The sequence below is a fragment of the Amphritea sp. genome, assembly GCF_016744155.1.
In the GTDB taxonomy this organism is placed as follows: domain Bacteria; phylum Pseudomonadota; class Gammaproteobacteria; order Pseudomonadales; family Balneatricaceae; genus Amphritea.
In genome coordinates this window covers 1-20,516 of the sequence record NZ_JADGEW010000001.1, presented here as the reverse complement: position 1 = coordinate 20,516, position 20,516 = coordinate 1, and the positions used below count along the sequence as shown (strand labels likewise).

At 48.3% G+C, this 20,516-nt stretch carries 18 protein-coding genes; 11 read left to right on the top strand and 7 right to left on the bottom strand.

Annotated features, from left to right (window positions below; translation table 11 throughout):
* Nucleotides 1-26: 26 nt before the first annotated feature.
* Together QZZ54_RS00090 and QZZ54_RS00085 are read right to left on the bottom strand one after the other, a co-directional pair.
* On the bottom strand, nt 27-2,303 hold the full coding sequence (locus QZZ54_RS00090) for an ABC transporter permease subunit (protein ID WP_290696864.1): 2,277 nt from the start codon (nt 2,301-2,303) through the stop codon (nt 27-29).
* 188 nt (nt 2,304-2,491) lie between these two features.
* On the bottom strand, nt 2,492-3,463 hold the full coding sequence (locus QZZ54_RS00085) for a phosphate ABC transporter substrate-binding protein PstS family protein (protein WP_290696861.1): 972 nt from the start codon (nt 3,461-3,463) through the stop codon (nt 2,492-2,494).
* 218 nt (nt 3,464-3,681) lie between these two features.
* Here QZZ54_RS00085 and QZZ54_RS00080 point away from each other — a divergent pair, with 218 nt between their 5' ends.
* The gene (locus tag QZZ54_RS00080) at nt 3,682-4,080 is read left to right on the top strand and encodes a hotdog domain-containing protein (RefSeq protein ID WP_290696858.1); all 399 of its coding nucleotides are present in this window, start codon (nt 3,682-3,684) and stop codon (nt 4,078-4,080) included.
* An 8-nt stretch (nt 4,081-4,088) separates the two neighbouring features.
* On the opposite strand, the gene QZZ54_RS00075 is transcribed toward QZZ54_RS00080, so the two are convergent.
* From QZZ54_RS00075 to QZZ54_RS00060, 4 genes are all read right to left on the bottom strand, one after another.
* Nucleotides 4,089-5,318, bottom strand: a complete 1,230-nt coding sequence (locus QZZ54_RS00075; protein WP_290696855.1) for a spore maturation protein — start codon at nt 5,316-5,318, stop codon at nt 4,089-4,091.
* Between the two features lie 94 nt (nt 5,319-5,412).
* Nucleotides 5,413-7,629, bottom strand: coding sequence for a DNA helicase II (gene uvrD, locus QZZ54_RS00070; protein ID WP_290696853.1), 2,217 nt, complete (start codon nt 7,627-7,629; stop codon nt 5,413-5,415).
* 259 nt (nt 7,630-7,888) lie between these two features.
* Nucleotides 7,889-8,842: a homoserine kinase gene (locus tag QZZ54_RS00065; protein WP_290696851.1), complete on the bottom strand. Its 954-nt coding sequence runs from the start codon at nt 8,840-8,842 to the stop codon at nt 7,889-7,891.
* 45 nt (nt 8,843-8,887) lie between these two features.
* Entirely contained in the window at nt 8,888-9,175 is a 288-nt protein-coding gene (locus QZZ54_RS00060; protein WP_290696849.1) for a DUF2782 domain-containing protein, read from the bottom strand.
* Between the two features lie 115 nt (nt 9,176-9,290).
* Between QZZ54_RS00060 and polA the strand changes: the two genes are divergently transcribed.
* On the top strand, nt 9,291-12,032 hold the full coding sequence (gene polA, locus QZZ54_RS00055; RefSeq protein WP_290696846.1) for a DNA polymerase I: 2,742 nt from the start codon (nt 9,291-9,293) through the stop codon (nt 12,030-12,032).
* A gap of 190 nt (nt 12,033-12,222) precedes the next feature.
* Here polA and yihA read toward each other — a convergent pair whose 3' ends face one another.
* On the bottom strand, nt 12,223-12,861 hold the full coding sequence (gene yihA, locus QZZ54_RS00050) for a ribosome biogenesis GTP-binding protein YihA/YsxC (RefSeq protein WP_290696843.1): 639 nt from the start codon (nt 12,859-12,861) through the stop codon (nt 12,223-12,225).
* A gap of 204 nt (nt 12,862-13,065) precedes the next feature.
* On the opposite strand from yihA, the gene QZZ54_RS00045 reads away from it, so the two are divergent.
* From QZZ54_RS00045 to tatC, 9 genes are all read left to right on the top strand, one after another.
* A complete protein-coding gene (locus tag QZZ54_RS00045; RefSeq protein ID WP_290696841.1) occupies nt 13,066-13,668 on the top strand; it encodes a c-type cytochrome in 603 nt (200 codons plus the stop codon).
* Between the two features lie 134 nt (nt 13,669-13,802).
* Nucleotides 13,803-14,426 carry a thiol:disulfide interchange protein DsbA/DsbL gene (locus tag QZZ54_RS00040; RefSeq protein ID WP_290696838.1) on the top strand — a complete coding sequence of 208 codons (624 nt, stop codon included), beginning with the start codon at nt 13,803-13,805 and terminating at the stop codon, nt 14,424-14,426.
* 148 nt (nt 14,427-14,574) lie between these two features.
* Complete coding sequence (locus QZZ54_RS00035; RefSeq protein ID WP_290696835.1) at nt 14,575-16,113, top strand: GGDEF domain-containing protein; 1,539 nt, start codon at nt 14,575-14,577, stop codon at nt 16,111-16,113.
* Between the two features lie 105 nt (nt 16,114-16,218).
* A complete protein-coding gene (ubiB, locus tag QZZ54_RS00030; protein ID WP_290696832.1) occupies nt 16,219-17,856 on the top strand; it encodes a ubiquinone biosynthesis regulatory protein kinase UbiB in 1,638 nt (545 codons plus the stop codon).
* Between the two features lie 105 nt (nt 17,857-17,961).
* Nucleotides 17,962-18,351: a phosphoribosyl-AMP cyclohydrolase gene (gene hisI / locus QZZ54_RS00025; protein ID WP_290696829.1), complete on the top strand. Its 390-nt coding sequence runs from the start codon at nt 17,962-17,964 to the stop codon at nt 18,349-18,351.
* A gap of 9 nt (nt 18,352-18,360) precedes the next feature.
* Nucleotides 18,361-18,693 (top strand): phosphoribosyl-ATP diphosphatase, encoded by a 333-nt coding sequence (locus tag QZZ54_RS00020; protein ID WP_290696827.1) that lies wholly within the window; start codon nt 18,361-18,363, stop codon nt 18,691-18,693.
* A gap of 110 nt (nt 18,694-18,803) precedes the next feature.
* The gene (gene tatA, locus QZZ54_RS00015) at nt 18,804-19,049 is read left to right on the top strand and encodes a Sec-independent protein translocase subunit TatA (protein ID WP_290696824.1); all 246 of its coding nucleotides are present in this window, start codon (nt 18,804-18,806) and stop codon (nt 19,047-19,049) included.
* A gap of 14 nt (nt 19,050-19,063) precedes the next feature.
* On the top strand, nt 19,064-19,450 hold the full coding sequence (gene tatB, locus QZZ54_RS00010) for a Sec-independent protein translocase protein TatB (RefSeq protein WP_290696821.1): 387 nt from the start codon (nt 19,064-19,066) through the stop codon (nt 19,448-19,450).
* Nucleotides 19,437-20,252 carry a twin-arginine translocase subunit TatC gene (tatC, locus tag QZZ54_RS00005; protein ID WP_290696817.1) on the top strand — a complete coding sequence of 272 codons (816 nt, stop codon included), beginning with the start codon at nt 19,437-19,439 and terminating at the stop codon, nt 20,250-20,252. Before tatB ends, tatC begins: the two co-directional genes overlap by 14 nt.
* Nucleotides 20,253-20,516 lie beyond the last annotated feature (264 nt).

Here is a 20,516-nt window from a genome sequence, read left to right as displayed (position 1 = left end):
ATCGTATATTTCCTCAACAACTCAGGTTAAAGGGAGCCATATTTATTGCGCAGTCGCTGACGGATAACTTCCGCCAGGGTGTTTACCACAAACGTAAACATAAACAGCACAAAGGCAGCCAGGAACAGGATTCTATAGTGTGTACTACCGACTTCGGCCTCGGGCATCTCCACCGCGATATTCGCCGCCAGAGTACGCATTCCCTCGAAGATATTGACATCCATAATCGGTGTATTGCCGGTTGCCATCAGGACGATCATGGTTTCACCTACTGCACGGCCCATACCGATCATCACGGCTGAGAAAATACCAGGGCTGGCGGTTGGCATAACAACCCGGGTTAGGGTCTGCCAGGGTGTTGCGCCTAGTGCTAATGAACCGTAGCTCAGATGTTTAGGTACTGCAAAGATCGCATCCTCAGTGATAGAGAAGATGGTTGGGATGACCGCAAAGCCCATCGCAATACCGATAACCATCGCGTTGCGCTGGTCATAAGCGATACCTAGATCGTTCGTCAGCCAGTGGCGCATATTGCCATCAAACAAAACCAGCTCAAGTGAAGGACTGATGGCGATACTGAACCAGGTAGCCAGAATGATTACTGGTATCAGCAATAGAGCGTCCCAGCCATCGGGTACCAGCCAGCGAATCTGTTTTGGCATCTGCGCCCAGCAGAAGGCAAAACCCAGTATGGCTGCGGGAAGCATCAGTAAAGTGACAAAGATGCCGGGAAGATTCTCTTCCATGAACGGTGCTAACCAGAGGCCCGCCAGAAACCCAAGGATTACCGTAGGTAGTGCTTCCATCAATTCGATGAATGGTTTTACCTTACGGCGTAGTGACGGCACCATAAAGTAGGCGGTATAGATTGCGCCACAGATCGCCAGAGGCGTTGCAAGCAACATCGCATAAAACGCGGCTTTAAGTGTACCGAACGCCAGTGGCATCAGACTGTATTTAGGCTCAAAGTCGTTGTTTGCCGCTGATGACTGCCAGATATACTTAGGCTCTTCGTGGCCTTCATACCAAACTTTACCCCAAAGTGCGCTCCAGGATACTTCCGGGTGCTCGTTATCGATGTGTAGCAGGGAAAGCTTTCCAGCTTCTTCGATGAGGACTGCGTTAGCTCGGGGTGCCATGGCTATCATGGAGGCGTTTGCTTGTGCCACTTTATGGGTCAGAACATTATCGTTAGCCGTAGTGTTATAAATGCGGAGATCACCGGCGGTATCGATAGTTGCAAACCCCTTACGGCGGTGTTCAATGGCAAGGTCTTTTACCTGAGTTGTACCGGTTTGGAATTCACGAATTTTAGTCATCAACCACTCGCCTTGGTCATTTCTAACTAAGAACCACTGTGAGACGTTCCCTTTTTCATTGCCAACCAGAATTGCGTTTCCGCCGAGAAGTAAGTCAAAGGTTGTGATTTTACTGGATGAGGCATCGAGAACCTGAGAGATAACCGGTTCGTCGTGGTCGCGGAGGTTAACAACGGCCATTTTGCCGTTTTCAGCGGCAACAAACAGCCATGTAAGATCAGGCATCATCAGCATTTTTTTAATCTTGATGCCCAGATCAGGTAGTGCTGTGGTGGATTGTTCGAGCTCAACTTCACCGGTAAATAGATTTTCGGTTTGAGAGATAAACACGGCTTGCATGTTTTCCTGTGTGCCGCCGATCAACGCAAAGTTGCCCTCGTCACCACTGAACGCTAGTTGATCTAGGGATACCGGGGCGACGTCGATAGGCGCTTCACCCAGAGGGTAGGTAATCGATGGTAAAATCACCCGCTTTCCACCGGGGTAAGTGGATTTATATTCATGTTTGAACGCGAGCGCCTGGCCGTTACTCAGACCCAGTGCGAAGGTGCGGCTGTTTTCTGATGCTAAAGCAAAACTGGTGACCTTGGTGCCGGTTGGAAGGGGAGCTTGAACCGTTTTCATCAGGTCACCGGTAAGGGTGCTGAAGAAGATAAGTTCGCCCAGATGAGAAACCCGTAAACCTATCTCAGCTTGCTCTTCCATCGCCATGTAAAGAGTTTGTCCTGAGCCGGGAACAGCATATGGCTCTACAATTTGCTCATTATGCTCCCAGGGCTGGACTTCAGCCGCACGGAACATCGGAACCACTTCATAAAGAAGGTAGAAAAAGATCAAAAGGATAGCGATGATCACGCTGACACCACCCAGACCAATACCCACTGTCGCTGCCTTGTCTTTAAAGGCGCGGAATTTCCGGCCTCGACGCGCTGCTGGTGAGTCAAAATCCAGATCAGGAATAACGGAGTTGTTCTCAATATTCATGACAAATTTCTACAATGATAAAAGTTATGGCGCAAAGATAAACTTTGTTGATGACAGAAATGTTACAGCTTAGTAATAAAGCTTTCACATACCAAAAAAGGAGCCCATATGGGCTCCTTTTTTTCAGATTAGGTTTACTGTTCGATCGCAATAAGGCCGATCAGTAATTCCCTGAAGTTAGACCTGTATTACAGGCCCAATGCTTTCATCTGCTTTTCTACCAGAGATGCAGGCAGTGGGATGTAACCATCTTTCACTACAACTTCCTGGCCTACTTTAGACATTACCATTTTCAGGAATTCACGCTCCAGAGGAGCCAGATCCTGACCAGGTTTCTTGTTTATGTATACGTACAGCGCACGAGCCAGAGGGTAGGAACCGTTCAGTGCGTTTTCTGGTGTTGCTTCTACGAACGGAGTGCCGGCTTTCTTAGTCAGTGCAAGCGCACGAACAGAAGAAGTTTTGTAACCGATACCAGAGTAACCGATACCGTTCAGAGAAGTAGAAACCGACTGTACAACAGAAGCAGAACCCGGCTGCTCATTTACGTTGTTACGGAAGTCACCTTTACACAGCGCTTTCTTCTTGAAGTAACCGTAAGTACCGGAGACAGAGTTACGACCAAAAATTTGGAAATTGCGAGCCGCGATTGCACCAGTAGCACCGACGTCAGCCCAAGTATCAACGTCATTAGCCAGGCCGCATTTGCGGGTAGAAGAGAAGATCGCGTCAACCTGAGGAATCGTCAGGCCTTCAATCGCGTTATCTTTGTTTACGAAGACTGCCAGCGCGTCGATTGCTACAGCAACTGGAGTTGGCTTGTAACCGAACTTCTTCTCGAATGCTCCCAGTTCCTTGTCCTTCATCTTACGAGACATAGGGCCCATGTTAGAGGTTCCTTCGGTTAGCGCTGGTGGAGCAGTAGAAGAGCCCGCAGCCTGAATCTGAACGTTAACGTTAGGGTAGTTACGCTTGAACTCTTCAGCCCATAGGGTCATCAGGTTAGCCAGCGTATCTGAACCGACAGAAGACAGGTTGCCAGAGACACCAGACGCTTTAGTGTAAGTGGGTAGGTTAGCGTCCAGCAGATCAGATGCAGATGCTGTCATGCACGTTGCTGTCAGGGCAACAGCTGCAAAAATTTTGTTCATTGGTTTCATTACAAGCTCCACAAAGTATGGTTTGAATACGCTTTTAAAACGTTCAGTGTTGATTCGATGATGGCAATATAAGGAGGTTGTGTGACAAGAATGTGACAGGGAGAAATATTATTCTGTGCGTCAGGAAGGATAAACGATATTTTTTGCTAGACCTTAGTCGGGTAGTTGGTAGTAGAATATGGACTGTTAAGAAAATTTAATTCTGGAACTGACTTGATATGAACACCGATGAAACACTCTTAAAGCCTGAAGGTGAACTGAGCTTGCGCTGTCCTGCTGCAGGGATTGCCGCCAATATGTTTGGTGATGTTTACGGTGGATGGGTTGCATCTCAGGCCGTTCTTGCTGCTGAAATTCGTGCTGCTGAAGCGGCAGAGGGGCGGGTTGCCACCGTGTCTATAGGCGCGATGAGCTTTATGGCGCCGGTATTGGAAGGGACTATTCTGAGTTTCTATACCGAGATTAAGGAGCGGGGCACTAGTTCGCTACGGATAAACGTAGAAGTATGGGGTTGCTGTCCCGATGGACGTGACCTGCGTAAAGTCTCTGAAACAGAATGCGTACAGGTAGCTATTGATGGCCATGGACATATTCGGGCGCTGAATTTCGGACAATAATGGTTCTGTTAACCAAAGAACCAGTAACCCACCACAATTGCACTGATAATGCCTGCCAGATCTGCTGTCAGTCCACAGGCCAGTGCATGCCGGGTATAACGAATTCCCACTGAACCGAAATAGACGGCTAGCACATAGAATGTAGTCTCTGTTGATCCCTGAATAATGGCCGCTAGACGGCCAGCAAAAGAGTCCACTCCATGGGTGCCGATGGCATCCAACATCATGGCGCGGGCGCCAGAGCCGCTCAATGGTTTCATCAGAGCGGTGGGCAGGGCATCAACAAAGCGGGTATCCATTCCGAGCAGCGATATTCCCTCCCGTAACAGCCATATCATCCCATCCATAACGCCACTGGCTCGGAATACGCCGATCGCCACGAGCATGGCCAGCAAGTAAGGGATAATCATGATAGCGACTGAAAACCCCTCCTTTGCACCCTCAACAAAGGTTTCATAGATATTCACCCCTTTCAGGTGCGCTACGCTGAGAAAGCAGATAATCGCGCTGAAGATCATCAGGTTGCCAATAAGAGATGATTGATGCTGCAACTGATCAATGGTCAGCGTGGCGAAGTACCCAATAAAGGCCAGTAGAAGTGCAAAAAAACCACCCAGATAAAGTAGGGTTACCCGCTCCCATAGGCGAATTTTTTGTACCCAGGCCACCGCTAATAGCCCCGCCAGGGTAGAACAACAGGTAGCGATCAGGATGGGAATGAAAACAGAGGTTGGGTCAGTAGAGCCCTGCTGGGCGCGGTAGAGAAAAACCGTGATTGGAAACAGAGTCACGGATGAAGTATTCAATACCAGAAACAGAATCTGGGCATTGGTGGCGTGTTCTTTACTTGGGTTGAGCTGTTGCAGATCCTGCATCGCTTTCAGCCCCAGGGGGGTAGCGGCATTATCCAGGCCAAGCATATTGGCGGAGAGGTTCATGGTCATGGATCCGATTGCCGGATGGCCTTTGGGCACTTCTGGCATCAGTCGTGAGAATAGCGGACTGAGGCCGTTGGCCATTTTTTCCACCAGCCCGGCAGCTTCAGCCAGTTTCATAATGCCTAACCAGAATGCCAGTGTACCTATCAGTCCCAGCGCTAGTTCAACGGAGACTCTCGACATATCGAAGGTTGACTGTACCATGCGCTGAAAGACGTCGGCATCACCACCAATAAGCCACTGATACAAACCGCCGGCGAAAGCCAGTAGGAAAAATCCAAGCCAGATTCTGTGTAACATCCCGGTTCCTTTCAGTCTCTTTCAGAGAACTGTATCGGCGGTTATGCCCGTAAGTAAAATGAAATGCTGTAACTAACCTTGATCAATCAATCAATCAAGCAGGCTGCAGGTTGGCGTATCCAACAACCAGCCATTTGCTACCCTCAGAGTCGAAGTTAACCTGAACCCGGGCTTTGGGGCCAGAGCCTTCATAATTAACCACGATACCGTCACCAAAGATGGCGTGAGATACTCGCTGTCCAAGAATAATCTGAGTATCAGGCACCTCTGCATTAGCGAACATTGATGGTCGGGTCTGTTGGTGTGCCGTCACTGGGCGACTAATACTGGCATTCAGGCGCACCTCTTCCAGATATTCATCAGGAATCTCTCGGATAAAGCGGGAAGGCCGGTTAAAGGTTTCGTTGCCATGTAAACGACGGGACTCTGCGTAGGTGATAAAGAGTTTCTCCATCGCTCGGGTAATCCCCACGTAGCAAAGTCTACGTTCCTCTTCGAGGCGCCCATCCTCTTCCAGAGACATCTTATGGGGAAACAGACCTTCCTCCATGCCCGCCAGAAATACCAGTGGGAATTCCAGCCCCTTTGCTGAGTGCAAAGTCATCAATTGGACGGAGTCCTGATGTTCATCTGCCTGAGCGTCACCAGCATCAAGTGCAGCATCATCCAGGAATGCGGTTAGTGGCGTGCTGTTCTCGTTGCCTTCTTTATCTGGCTGCCAGATAGAGAGGTATTGTCGTGCAGCGCTGATCAGTTCTTCAAGGTTTTCTATGCGGGCCTGAGCTTTCTCACCTTTCTCTTTCAGGTGGTGATCAATCAATCCTGACTTCTGAATCGCATGTTCGGTTTGCTCATGCAGATCGGTGCCTTCAGTATCCTGATCGATGCGGTTAACCAGATCGATAAACGCTTGCAGTGCATTAGCGGCTCGTGCCGAGAGCTTATTCAGCTCGATCACTTCATTGGACGCGCGCCACATGGAAACGCCTTCGGTGCGGGCGTGCAGACGTATCTCTTCAATGGTTTTGCCGCCGATGCCCCGGGTAGGTACATTGATAACCCGCTCCATTGCGGTATCGTCATCCCGATTGCTTACTAGGCGTAGGTAGGCGAGGGCGTTTTTAATTTCCAATCGGTCATAGAAGCGCTGGCCACCGTATATACGATAGGGCATGTTTGCCCGTATCAGTGACTCCTCCAATACCCGGGACTGGGCATTGGAACGATACAGAATAGCGCTTTCGCTGCGCAGGTTGCCTTTGCGTACCCAGCTATCGATCTGATCAACAATAAAACGGGACTCATCCTGTTCGTTGAAGGCAGAATAGAGGGCAATCTGTTCGCCATCGGGCTGATCGGTACGTAACTCTTTTCCCAGACGGCCCTGGTTGTTGCGAATTACCTCATTGGCAGCCTGCAGGATAGTGTTCGTAGAGCGGTAGTTCTGCTCCAGTTTAACCACCATCGTTTTGGTGAAATCCTGATTGAAGCGCTGGATGTTCTCGATCTTCGCGCCGCGCCAGCCATAGATTGACTGATCATCATCACCGACGGCCATCAGTTTTTCGGGCAATGGCTTACGTGGGTCCATCGGCTGACAGAGGATCTTCAGCCAGGCGTATTGAATAGAGTTGGTATCCTGAAACTCGTCGACCAGGATATAGCGGAAGCGGTCCTGATAATGTTCCAGAAGGGCAGGGTTATGATCTCTGAGGAGCTCCAGTGAGCGCAGCAGCAACTCACCAAAATCGACCATTCCACCCCGGTCACAGGCATCTTCATACGCGGCGTAAACCCTTACCATAACCTGGGCATAGGGGTCGCCTCCCGCTTCAATGTGCCGTGCCCGCAGGCCTTCATCTTTTTGGGCATTGATATAACTCTGGAACTGCCGCGCAGGCCAGCGACTGTCGTCCAGATTCATCTCTTTCGCCAGACGCTTAATCAGTCGTAACTGATCATCGGAATCCATAATCTGGAAGTTTTCCATTAAACCGGCATCGCGCCAGTGAGCGCGCAAAATGCGGTGGGCCAGCCCGTGGAAAGTGCCTACCCACATCCCTGCCGGACTCAGTCCTAACAGTTCCTCGATTCGGCCACGCATCTCTTTAGCGGCTTTATTGGTAAAGGTTACCGCCATAATAGAGTAGGGTGACAGTCCTTCAGTCTGTACCAGCCAAGCTATCCGGTGTACCAGTACCCGGGTTTTACCCGACCCCGCGCCGGCCAGTACCAGCATATTGCAGACGGGTGCAGAGACCGCTTCCCGCTGGGCTTCGTTAAGGGAATCAAGTAGATGGGATACGTCCATAGGGTTTCTTCAGATAGCTGTATAAATATTCAGTAGGGGATTATAGCCGCCGGAACGGCCGGAGGCTAGATAGATCTTTTAGAGCCGTTGCTCGTAGCTTGAAATAACCTTCGTTATTGGTTTTGATGTGGTCTTGAAGGTCAATGCTTTGTAAGAAAGTGGTTGCTATGGATTTGCAGTAACTAATATTTTCGAGCCACGAGCCACGAGCCACGAGCCACGAGCCACGAGCCACGAGCCACGAGCCACGAGCCACGAGTTACGGCAGTGTTGCCGGGTTTTCGATCCGAAAAGCCAAAATCCGGCGGAACTCTTCCGGGTCTTTGATTTTCTGGGTGGAGTTCGGGTCCAGAGCCGGAATTAAGCGTGACAGCCAGAAACGCATCGCCGCGGTGCGGACTAATTGTGGCCAGGCGTGGTATTCGTTCTCTTCGAATGGGCGGGTTTCATTGTAGGCTGTTAACAGTGCCTGTTCGCGTTGAGGATCGATAGAGCCATCCGGGTTTACACACCAGTCATTAGCAACGATGGCCAAATCAAAGAGCAGGTAACCGGTACAGGCGTTATAGATATCTAATACGGCGCTCAGCGTATCGTTATCGAACAGCGCGTTATCAAAGAATAGGTCGCCATGGATAGCCCCCTGAGGAAGCGCCCAGGATTGCTCCCGCAGTTGATCGAACAATTCGACCTCTGTACGTAGTAGTTCTGCATCCTCTTCTGATAGTTTCCGGGCTATCTGCTGAGATTCCCTGCGCCACCAGAACACTCCTCGGTGGGCCTGACGTTGCAGATAGAAATCACGGCCAGCCTGATGAAATTGCGCTAATGCGGTACCGATCTGAGCACAATGACTAGGCGTCAGTTTCTCTATGTGATTGCCAGCCAGACGAGGTTGGAGCAGCGCCGGACGGCCGTGCATCATTTTCAATGCAATGCCGTTGCGGTCTTTATAGGGAAAGGGTACCGGGCAGCCTCTCTCCGCCAGCCAGGTGGTTAGTTCGACAAAGTAGGGCATCTCTTCCTGATTCAGCTCTTCGAAGAGTGTGAGTACATACTCCTGATTGTCGCCTTCGTTGTCACAAAGGGTGACAAAGTAGTTGGTATTCTCGATACCGCCTTCGATACCTTTAAAATCTACTAGTGTGCCTAGGTCGAATTTAGTCAACAGACCTTCAAGATCAGCCCGGCTTACATCTGTGTATACGGCCATAAATGCGTTTACTTATTTCCAATAAAGAGTGATTTGTTTAAAGCGTTACCAGCTAAATAGTATCCATTTCGGCAGCATCAGAGTTGAGTTATCAAAACGGCTAAACTCTCCTTCGGCTGCGGGAACCAGATAGTAGGTCTTACCGATCACTGGTTCCACTTTTATCTCTTTCAGTTGACCATTGATCCGATATTCATAATAGGTCGCTTTTTCCCCCTGACGGATAGTGACCACCGGTTCATTATCATCAAACTCCGGTAGCACTTCGGCATTGGCTATTGGGGACAGAGAGAAGGCACTCAACAGGGCTGCCAGTAATAGAATTTTTTTCATAACCACTCCGTGATCTGATGACGCCTCTTCTGTGACAGAGGTGAATCGAATATGATGGGGCTCTCGGGACCAATCCCGTTAACAATATCTCCTGACGGACAATGACTGCAATACCATGACCGCAAATACTTCTCCTATTATCTTAGTCGATGGCTCTTCATATCTGTATAGGGCTTTTTTTGCTTCTCAGCAAGCTGATATGCGTACCTCAGAAGGTGTTCCAACCGGTGCTGTTCGCCTGGTTACCAGCATGATGCGTAGCCTGATTAAGCAGTACCCCGATAGTCCGGTGGCGATGATTTTTGATGCGAAGGGTAAAACCTTTCGCGATGATATCTATCCGGAATATAAGGCGCAGCGCCCGCCAATGCCCGATGACCTGCGTACCCAGATAGAACCAATTCATAATATTGTGCGGGCGATGGGCTTTCCTCTTATCGCTGTTGAAGGTGTTGAGGCCGATGATGTCATCGGTACTTTCGCAAGAGAGGCCAGCGCTAAGGGGTTGGATACTATTATCTCTACCGGCGATAAAGATATGGCACAGCTGGTGGATCAGCACGTCTCTCTGATCAACACCATGAATGATAGTCATATGGATGTTGATGGCGTAAAGGAGAAGTTTGGTATCCCGCCTGAGCTGATTATCGATTATCTGGCGTTGATGGGAGATAAGGTCGATAACATACCAGGGGTTCCAGGTGTTGGTGAGAAAACTGCGCTGGCATTATTACAGGGAATCGGTGGTATCAGTGATCTTTATGATAATTTGGATAAAATTGCGGGGCTAGGTTTTCGGGGTTCAAAAACCATGGCGAAAAAGTTAGAAGATAACCGCGAAGGCGCTGATCTATCCTATCTGTTAGCCACGATTAAAACAGACCTTGAATTGGAGATAGCGATCGAGGATATTCCGGTTCCGGTTGCCGATAATGATCAGTTAATGGCGCTGTTTCAGCAGTGTGAGTTTCGTACCTGGGTGAGAGATCTGGATGAGAAAGCGCCGGTTACCTCTGCCAGTGCAGAGGACTCACCACAAGCGCCCACCGAAATTGAATATGAAACGATTCTGGATCAGGCCTCATTTGATCTCTGGCTAACGCGGCTCAGTGAGGCAGATCTGTTCGCCTTTGATACTGAAACAGACAGCCTTAATTATATGGAGGCGAACCTTATTGGTTTGTCTTTCTCTGTTGAGCCGGGCAAAGCCGCTTACCTGCCGGTAGCTCACGATTATATGGGGGCGCCGGATCAACTTGATCGTAAGGCTGTATTGGAACAGCTGAAGCCACTGTTAGAGAGTGATACCCACAAGAAGGTCGGACAGCACATTAAATACGATATGAATGTGCTTGCCCGATACGGTATTGAACTTAAAGGTGTAGCTTTCGATACCATGCTTGAATCATATGCGCTTAATTCTACAGCGACGCGCCATAACATGGATGCTCTGTCTGACTTCTATCTGGGGGTTAAGACCGTCAAGTTTGAGGAGATAGCGGGTAAGGGAAAGAAACAGCTGACATTTAATCAGATTGAGATGGAGCAGGCGGCACCCTATGCAGCAGAGGATGCGGATATAACGCTCCGGCTTCATCAGGCTCTGTATAGCAAATTAGAAAAAGAGCCTTCATTGGCGAGCGTTTTTACAGATATTGAGCGGCCTCTGATTGCTGTTATGGCGCGTATGGAGCAACAGGGTGCGATGGTTGATGCCACGCAACTGGCGACTCAAAGCATGGAGCACGGTGTCCGATTGAAGGAGCTGGAAATACAAGCCCATGAATTAGCGGGCAGTCCTTTTAATCTGAGCTCGCCTAAGCAGCTGCAGGAAATCCTGTTTGAGCAGCAGAAGCTGCCTGTGATTAAGAAAACGCCTAAAGGCGCGCCATCGACTGCGGAAGAGGTTCTGCAAGAGCTGGCGTTGGATTATCCGCTGCCGAAGTTAATTATCGAGCACCGTAGCCTGAGTAAGCTCAAGAGCACCTATACGGATAAACTGCCGCAGATGATTAATCCGGCAACCAAGCGGATTCATACCTCCTATCACCAGGCGGTTACCGCGACAGGTCGGCTCTCATCGTCTGATCCTAACCTGCAGAATATCCCTATTCGTTCCACCGAAGGGCGCCGAATCCGCCAGGCATTTATTGCACCAGAAGGTTATAAGTTAGTCGCAGCGGATTATTCTCAGATTGAATTAAGAATTATGGCTCACCTGTCGCAGGATAAGGGGTTGTTGAATGCCTTTGCTCAGGGAGAGGATGTTCATAAGGCCACTGCGGCTGAGGTCTTTAAAGTTGCTCTGGATGAGGTAACAGCCGATCAGCGTCGCAGTGCGAAAGCGATCAATTTTGGTTTGATCTATGGTATGTCAGCCTTTGGTTTGGCCAAACAGCTGGGGATAGGCCGTAATGAGGCGCAAAGATATATCGATCATTACTTTGAAACCTACCCGGGTGTACAACGTTACATGGATGATATTCGTTTGCAGGCGGCAGAAAATGGTTATGTAGAAACGCTCTTCGGCCGCCGGCTCTATCTGCCCGAAATCAAAGCCAGTAATGGTATGCGCCGTCAGGCCGCTGAGCGGACCGCGATCAATGCGCCGATGCAAGGCACTGCTGCTGATATTATTAAGAAAGCGATGGTGAAGGTAGATAACTGGCTACAGAACAGTGATACCGGTGCCCGAATGATTATGCAGGTACACGATGAATTGATTCTTGAAGTGCCTGAGGCTGAGCTAGAAGCGGTTACTGCGCAGTTGGTAGAGTTGATGCAAACGGCGGCGGATCTGGATGTGCCGTTGCTGGTGGAAGCCGGAAGCGGAGATAATTGGGATCAGGCTCATTGATATTTAAAAGCCTGAGTTATAAAACCCTACCCAGAGGGTAGGGGGGAACTTTTTTATACTGCCTTACTCATAATTTATGAGGGCCAAAAAACCTTGCCAAGGGAGGCTCTCATGTAACACGCATGCGTTGAAGCTCTCGTGATCACTCTGTTCCCCCTTATGATTTCGAGGGCTTCTTTTTGTTTATCCGCTAATTTTTCTTACTCTCTTCTTTGGATTCTTCTTCGAGTAACCAGGTATTTAACTGATCACGGAGCTGATCAACACCTGTACCCTTTAGTGCTGAGAAGGATTGGATGCTCAATAAAGGAGTGTTTTTAACATCTAAGTCCTTTTTTAGCTTCAACGTAGCGTTTTGCGCCGCGCCCCGATTAAGCTTGTCTGCTTTTGTAAGCAGAATATGTAATGGCATCTCTGCTTCTTGGCACCATTCAATCATCATCTGATCGAACTCTTTCAATGGGTGGCGAATATCAACCATCAATACGACACCCCGTAAGCAGTCACGGTTTTTCAGATAATCATTCAGGTGCTTTTGCCAGTGCTCCTTCATGGCGATGGGGACTTTTGCGTACCCGTAGCCAGGTAGATCGACGATACGAACGCCCTCAACATTGGTATCGAAGAAGTTTATCAGCTGAGTTCGGCCCGGCGTTTTACTGGTGCGGGCGAGCTTTGCATTGGTCAGTGTATTGATCGCACTGGACTTGCCTGCATTGGAACGACCTGCAAAAGCAACCTCGGCTCCGATGTCATCAGGACACTGGCTGAGCTTGCTTGCACTGGTGTTAAAACGGGTCAGATGGTAGTGAATCTGGGGTAAAGACATATACTTTTTGCCTATCAGCCTGTAAATACAGACATTTGTCGTTCCAGTTTGTGTGGATATTAGGTTATAATTCCGCCGGAATTCTACCTGTGACTGAGATATTACACCAGTCCGGGTGTTAGTTAGGTCGCCCTGTTTCAATCTGATTAGCTTTAGATTGTGGCAGAAACCGTTAGCAATTATAGCAAGAGTCTGGATTAGTCGATGAATAAACTACTGATCGCCTTACTGGCAAGCGTGAGTATCATGAGTGTTGCACATGCGGCGGGTGATGCTGCTGCAGGGCAAGGTAAAACAGCTGTATGCGGCGCATGTCACGGAGTTGATGGCAATAGCGCTGTTGGTAATTTCCCTAAACTGGCAGGCCAGAATGAGCGTTACCTGCTGAAACAGCTGCAGGAAATTAAAGCTGGCGACCGTCAGGTCGTTGAAATGACAGGTCTGCTGACCAACCTGAGTGATCAGGATATGGCTGATATATCAGCTTATTACGCTTCTAAGCCAGTTCAGATTGGCGCTGCTAAAGCGGATCTGGTTGAAGCGGGTGAGAAGATTTACCGTGCAGGTGTCGAGTCTAAAGGTATTGCTGCTTGTACCGCTTGTCACGGTGCACAGGGTAAAGGTATTGCGTCTGCGGGTTATCCTCAGTTGGGTGGTCAGCATGCTGCGTATACAGAAACTCAGTTGAAGAGCTTCCGTGTTGAAACGCGTAATAACGATCCTCAGAATATGATGCGTGATATCGCGGCTAAGCTGAGTGATAAAGAGATTCAGGCAGTAGCCAGTTACATTCAGGGCTTGAATTGATATTCAGCTTTGAGTCAGGAAAGGCAGCGTAAGCTGCCTTTTTTATTGCATGAGTTTTATTTGCGCCGGTGCTGAACTTGAAGCATATTGACTTGTCATACGTGTTTGGATTTTCTCAAAGGGTGGAGATACATATGTTAAAAAACCTGGGTATTGGTTTATTGCTGGTTCTCACTGCGGTGATTGCGCAGGCGGAGGACTATAAGGCCGGAATAAATTATGAAGTAATTGCATTGCCAGTCCCAACGGCTGTTAAGGGCAAAGTAGAGGTAGTAGAGGCCTTTGGTTATCTTTGTCCTCATTGTGCTACCTTCGAGCCTATGTTGCATAGCTGGACTAAAAACCTGTCAGATGATGTGAACTTTATTCGCACCCCGGTGGTTTTCTCTCGCTCCTGGGAGCCTCTGGCCCGCGCTTATTACACTGCAGACCTGCTGAAAGTTGTGGATAAGACTCACCAGCCAACCTTTGATGCGCTGCATAAAGAGCGCCGTCGCTTCCGTAGTCTGGATGATCTTGCTGATTTTTATGCAGACCTGGGTGTCGATAAGGCTAAGTTTACTAAGATGAATGGCTCCTTCGCAGTAAATATGCGGATGAATCAGGGGGCATCTAAGCTGAAAGGATATGGTATTAAGAGCGTTCCAACGCTTATCATAAACGGTAAATACCTTGTCACGGCTGAAAAGGCAGGCGGTCATTCCGGAATGTTGAAAGTTGCTGAATATCTTATTGCTCAGGAAAGAAACACGAAATGACCTAGGTCTTTTTTAAAAAAGCCGCTATATGCGGCTTTTTTATTGCATTCTGAGTACAGAACGGAGTGCAGTGGGCTGGCTTGTCAGGCCGAGTTTGGCATAACATTAGTGAATCCCCTTATTGATTACCGGTTCACAGGTGCAAGTGATGGAACAGGAAGACTGGAAAGAACGATACAAGTCCCTTTCTGAAGAGATGGAAGTGCTTCAGGTGCAACTTGATGATCGCAGCTTAGAGCATCTTGTGTGTCAGATGGCGGTAGCGCTTGATGGTCATTCGGCTGTACTGGATCGTGCATTAGTCACGCTGTGCAAGCAGCTAAAAACTGAAGAAAAAACGCCTCCTGCGACAGTTCAGTTAGTTGAGAAACAACTTCGCGGATTAGATATCGAGCAGCAGCGCAATAACAACGAATTGCTACAGGGGCTGCATAAATGGGTTTATCAGCTCCGCCTGAATCTAACGACTGATCTGAGTAATCAGCGGTTGTCTGGTGTTGAATCATCCATGGAGCCTTTTACCGGACAGGCCGCACAGGTTTCCGGTGTTGTGAACGAACTTGTCACAATCCAGGGGCCACTACTGGAAGATGACCTGAATGGGGGGCGCAAGCAGGCAGTGACGCTTGATGATCTTGGCCATAACGATGAAGAAATACTTAAGCAGATTGGCAGTGAACTGCTGATTGTAATGACGAGTCTTAACGTTCCTCAAGGTGAAATGTCTCGCGCCCGGGAGCTGACCCGACGAATAGAAGGGGGGATAACGTTATCTTCTCTGTCTACCATTATTCAGGATGTTGTTAGCCTGGTCGCTAGTCTTAGTGCTCAAAACAGCGAAGATTTCGAAAATTATCTTCGAAACCTAACCGGTCAATTGGCTGAGGTTCAGGAGTTCGTTGAGGCCAGTCAGAAAGATGAAAAGGTTAGTGGAGAGGCGGTTACGCTAAGCAACGATATCCATCAGGATGTCCAGGCGATTCAGCAAGCGGTATTGGCATCAAAGGATCTTAATCAGCTTAAGACTAATGTGTCATCCCAGCTGCTTAATATTGTTAAATCTGTAGACCTGTTTAAGCAGAAAGAGGAAGACAGGGAGAAGCGGCTGCATGAGCGATATCTCCAGATGAATACTCGGCTGGAGCAGATGGAAGAGCAGACCCAGCATATGAAAGTGCATGTTGAGGCTGAACGACAGAAAGCGATGACGGACGCGCTTACATCGTTGCCAAACAGGGCTGGATACGATGAGAGAGTTTCTGCCGAGTTTGATCGCTGGACCCGTTATAATCACTCATTCTCACTTGCTGTGGCGGACCTGGATCTCTTTAAGCGAATTAATGATACCTATGGTCATCAGGCGGGAGATAAAGTTCTGCGGTTAATTTCCAGTATTTTATCAAAGCAATGTCGATCAACGGACTTCGTCTCCCGCTATGGTGGTGAGGAGTTTGTCATTTTGATGCCTGGAACATCGGCTGAGCAGGCTGCAATGGCGGTTGATAAAATTCGTAAAGCGGTTGAGAAAAGTCCGTTTAATTTCCACGGGCAACCGGTTCAAATTACACTTTCTCTTGGTGTTGCTGAGGTACGCAAAGATGACAGTGTTGAGGCGTTATTTAGCCGCGCAGATAAGGCGCTATACAAAGCGAAGGAGTTAGGGCGAAACCGGATTGAGTTAGGTTAAGGCATTCCTCCTGATACTCCGGTATGATGCAGCTCTTTACCTTATGAGTTGAAAGGGCAATATGCTCGCCTCTCTTCAGATCAACTGACTACGGAACCAGCTGCGGTGCGACGTTTACTCCGAATTTTTAAAATTGCACGGGTTTTTGCACGATACCGGCTTGATACTCTCTTCGATCAGATCAATCTGCACTGGTACGTTCGCCTGCTGATAAAGTTAATGTTGTGGCGTTATCTGATTCCGGTCGGTAAAAGGTCGCAAGGGGCTCGTCTGCGCTTAGCTTTAGAAGAGCTAGGGCCTGTTTTTATTAAATTTGGTCAGATGCTATCCACCCGGCGTGACCTTTTATCAGATGATCTGGCCCAGGAGCTGAAAAAGCTACAGGACCAGGTTCCCCCCTTTGAAAGCGCTTATTCACAACGGCTTATTGAGCAGGCACTAAGTGCCCCGGTAGAAGAGATATTTGCTGAATTTAACGCTACACCTATGGCTTCTGCATCGGTAGCGCAGGTGCATGAAGCCCTGCTCTATAGCGGAGAAGAGGTGGTAGTTAAAGTTATTCGACCGGGCATTGAAAAAACCATTAAAAAAGATATGGCGGTGTTATTTACCATCGCTCAGCTGGTTGAAGTGTTGTGGGTCGAGGGACGCAGACTGAAGCCGGTAGAAGTCGTTGCCGATTATGAAAACACTATCTTTGATGAATTGGATCTACGAAAAGAGGCGGCCAACGGGTCACAGATCAGGCGCAATTTTGAAAACTCTCCGATTCTCTATGTACCCGAGATCTATTGGGATCTGACCCGGCAGAATGTGTTGGTAATGGAACGGATTCACGGTATTCCTGTCGCTGATATCGAGCAGTTAAAAGCCCAAAATACCGATATGAAGAAACTGGCGGAGCAGGGTGTAGAGGTCTTCTTTACGCAGGTGTTTCGCGATAGTTTTTTTCATGCTGATATGCATCCAGGAAATATCTTTGTTTCCAGAGAGAATCCTTCTACCCCTAAATATATAGCGGTCGATTTCGGTATAGTGGGGTCGCTTTCCTCAGAGGATCAGAACTATCTGGCGCGTAACTTTCTGGCATTTTTTCAGCGAGACTACCGTCAGGTTGCGCAGTTGCATATTGATTCAGGCTGGGTACCGCCGGAGACTAATGTACAGTCATTCGAGACCGCTATCCGCAGTGTCTGCGAGCCAATTTTTGAAAAACCACTTAAGGATATATCCTTCGGTATGGTATTGATGGGATTGTTCCAAACAGCCCGGCGTTTCAATATGGAAGTTCAGCCGCAGTTAGTTCTGTTGCAGAAGACTTTGCTGAATATTGAAGGTCTGGGACGTCAGCTCTATCCTGAACTGGATCTGTGGGAAACGGGAAAGCCTTACCTGGAGCGCTGGATGAAAGAACGAATGGGTCCTAAAGCGGTCTACCGTTCTATGAAGCAGCAAGCACCGGATTGGTTGGATAAGATGCCTCACTTGCCGCAGATGGCGTATGAGGCTCTGAATCAGCTGAAAAACCTTGATGATGTGCGCCGTCGGGATATGCTCGCATTGAGTGTCGCTCGTCAGGAGCTACAGCAACAGCGAAGCCAGCGAGGTCGTTGGCTTGGGCTTATCTGTTTGGTTGTCGCTATAGGGTTGTCAGTGGAAGATCCTTTGATTATTGCCAGCGAGCTGCCTGTCATTGGCTGGTTGTTGGGTGGCGTAGCGGCAATATTACTGCTGCGTCACTGAATTGAAACAATAAAAACTTAGTCTTTTGGCCTCCCATCTTCCGGGGATAGCGGAGTCTTCGGGGATCAGGTATCCTTGCCAGCCTAGATTTTAAAGAATAGTGATATGTCTGAACAGTGGATAGAACAAGTCAAGTGGAACAGTGATGGGCTGGTGCCGGCCATTGCGCAGGATCACGTTACTGGCAAGGTTTTGATGGTTGCCTGGATGGACCGTGAGGCGCTTGCCCTGACTGTTCAGGAAAATCGGGCTATTTACTGGTCGCGCTCTCGCCAAAAGTTATGGCGTAAAGGTGAAGAGTCCGGTCACGTACAGCAGTTACATGATATCCGTCTGGATTGTGATGATGATGTTATCCTGCTGAGTGTTGAGCAGTTAGGAGGCATCGCTTGTCATACCGGGCGTGAGCACTGTTTCTATAAAACCCTAAAAGAGGGTGAATGGATTCCGGTTGAGCCTGTTTTAAAAGATCCAAATACGATTTATGAGAAGTAAGGCCTGAATATGAAAGATGTTTTGACACAGCTGGGCGATATTCTGGAGCAGCGAAAAGCGGCTACAGCTGAAAAGTCATATGTTGCCAGTTTACATGAGAAAGGCCTGAACAAAATTCTGGAAAAGGTTGGCGAAGAAGCAACTGAGACTATTCTTGCGGCTAAGGATGCGCAGAGCAGTGGTGATAACAGTGAAGTTATCTACGAAACTGCAGACTTATGGTTTCACACTCTAGTGACACTCTCTCATTTAGGTGAGCGTCCTGAAGCGGTAATTAATGAGTTAGCACGCCGTTTCGATATGTCTGGATTGGAAGAGAAGGCCTCCAGGACTGACAAATAGTAAAAATATAACAGTTCTTGGTGCTTTTGAACGCTGAGAACTGGCGTTATACAGTCTATTAATTAAGTGGGCGGAAGCTTCCGCACCAGAGTAAAACGGAGAACAATAATATGTTAGGTGGTATTAGTCTGTGGCAACTGGCGATTCTTTTAGTCATTGTTGTATTACTGTTTGGTACTAAGAAGCTACGTAATCTTGGTGGAGACTTAGGCGGTGCGGTAAAAGGCTTCAAAAAAGCGATGAGCGAAGAGCCTAAAGAAGAAGACAAGAAGTTGGAAAGTGATGCTGAATTTACTGAGGCTGATAATGCTGAAGTAAAAGAGCAGGCTAAAGACGAGCCGAAAACTGACAAGTAGCGGGTAGCTAGCAGATGTTTGATATCGGCTTTGCGGAGCTCCTTATTATTGCGGTAGTTGGGCTGATTGTACTGGGGCCGGAAAAGCTTCCAGTTGCAGCCCGTACCGTCGGATTGTGGGTGGGTAAAGCCAAGCGCACGATCAGTGGTATTCAGTCTGATATTAATGAAGAGTTGCGGCTTGATGAGATGAAGCGCCAGGTCGTCATGAAACAAGACGAGCTTGATCGTGAGCTCGATGAGATGCGCGAGCCATTCTCTGAAGCATTGGGTAGTAACTCCCCGCTTGCGAATAGTATTTCTGCTCCTAAAGAGAAAGCTCCTGAGTCAGATCAGGATCAGAATGCTGTTGTAGAAACACCGCCTGTAGAGGAAAGTTCTAAGGCCGATGATAGATCCTAACCAAGACCTGCCTGATAATGATCAGGAACAGCCTTTTGTTTCCCATCTAGTAGAGCTGCGTAGCCGGCTGATGCGGGCTATGTTGGCAATTCTGGTTATTTTTCTTTGCCTGTTCTACTTTGCTAACCACCTTTACGAAATAGTATCTGCCCCATTGACTGCGCTGTTACCTGCAGGCACTAGTATGATAGCGACAGATGTAACCTCGCCTTTCTTTGCTCCCTTTAAGCTGACCTTAGTACTGTCGCTTTTTCTAGCTATGCCGCTTATCTTGCATCAGGTGTGGGGCTTTATCTCCCCAGGGCTTTATAAGCATGAGAAGCGTCTGGCGGTGCCATTACTGGCATCAAGTATCTTTCTCTTTTATGCAGGTATAGCTTTCGCCTATTTCGTGGTCTTCCCTTTGATCTTTGGTTTCTTTACCAGTGTGGGGCCAGAGAATGTTGCGGTTATGACAGATATCAGTAGTTATCTTAACTTTGTGCTTAAGATTTTCTTCGCATTCGGCGTGGTTTTTGAAATTCCAATTGCGACTCTGTTGCTAGTATGGAGCGGGTTAACAGATGTTCAGAGTCTAAGGCAAAAACGTGCATACGTTATTGTTGGCTGCTTTGTTATGGGTATGCTGTTAACGCCCCCGGATGTTATCTCTCAAACGCTGCTTGCTCTTCCAATGTGGTTGTTATTTGAGCTAGGTATCATATTAGCCGTTATCATTAAAAAGAAAGGTCGAGATGAAGAAGAGGAAGATGGCGAGTTTGAGCAGGCAATGCAGGAAGAAGACGAGAATAAGTCTGTTTAGATGCTAGAGCGCGACTTTGTCGCTTGCTAGTGGCTAGATCGTAAAACTTCGTTTACTGCTAGAAAGATTAAAACAACAAAACCGCCGTCAGGCGGTTTTGTTGTTTTAAAGCTAAAAGCTTTTCATCTTTTGCTTACAAAGCACGTTGCCATATTACGTAAAAAGAAGGCTCTCCTAGCTACGAGCAAGCGGCGAAGCCGCGTCTAGCCAGTCGCGAAGCGACGTTCTAGCGACTGTTATTAATAATATCGATCTTTTTCATCA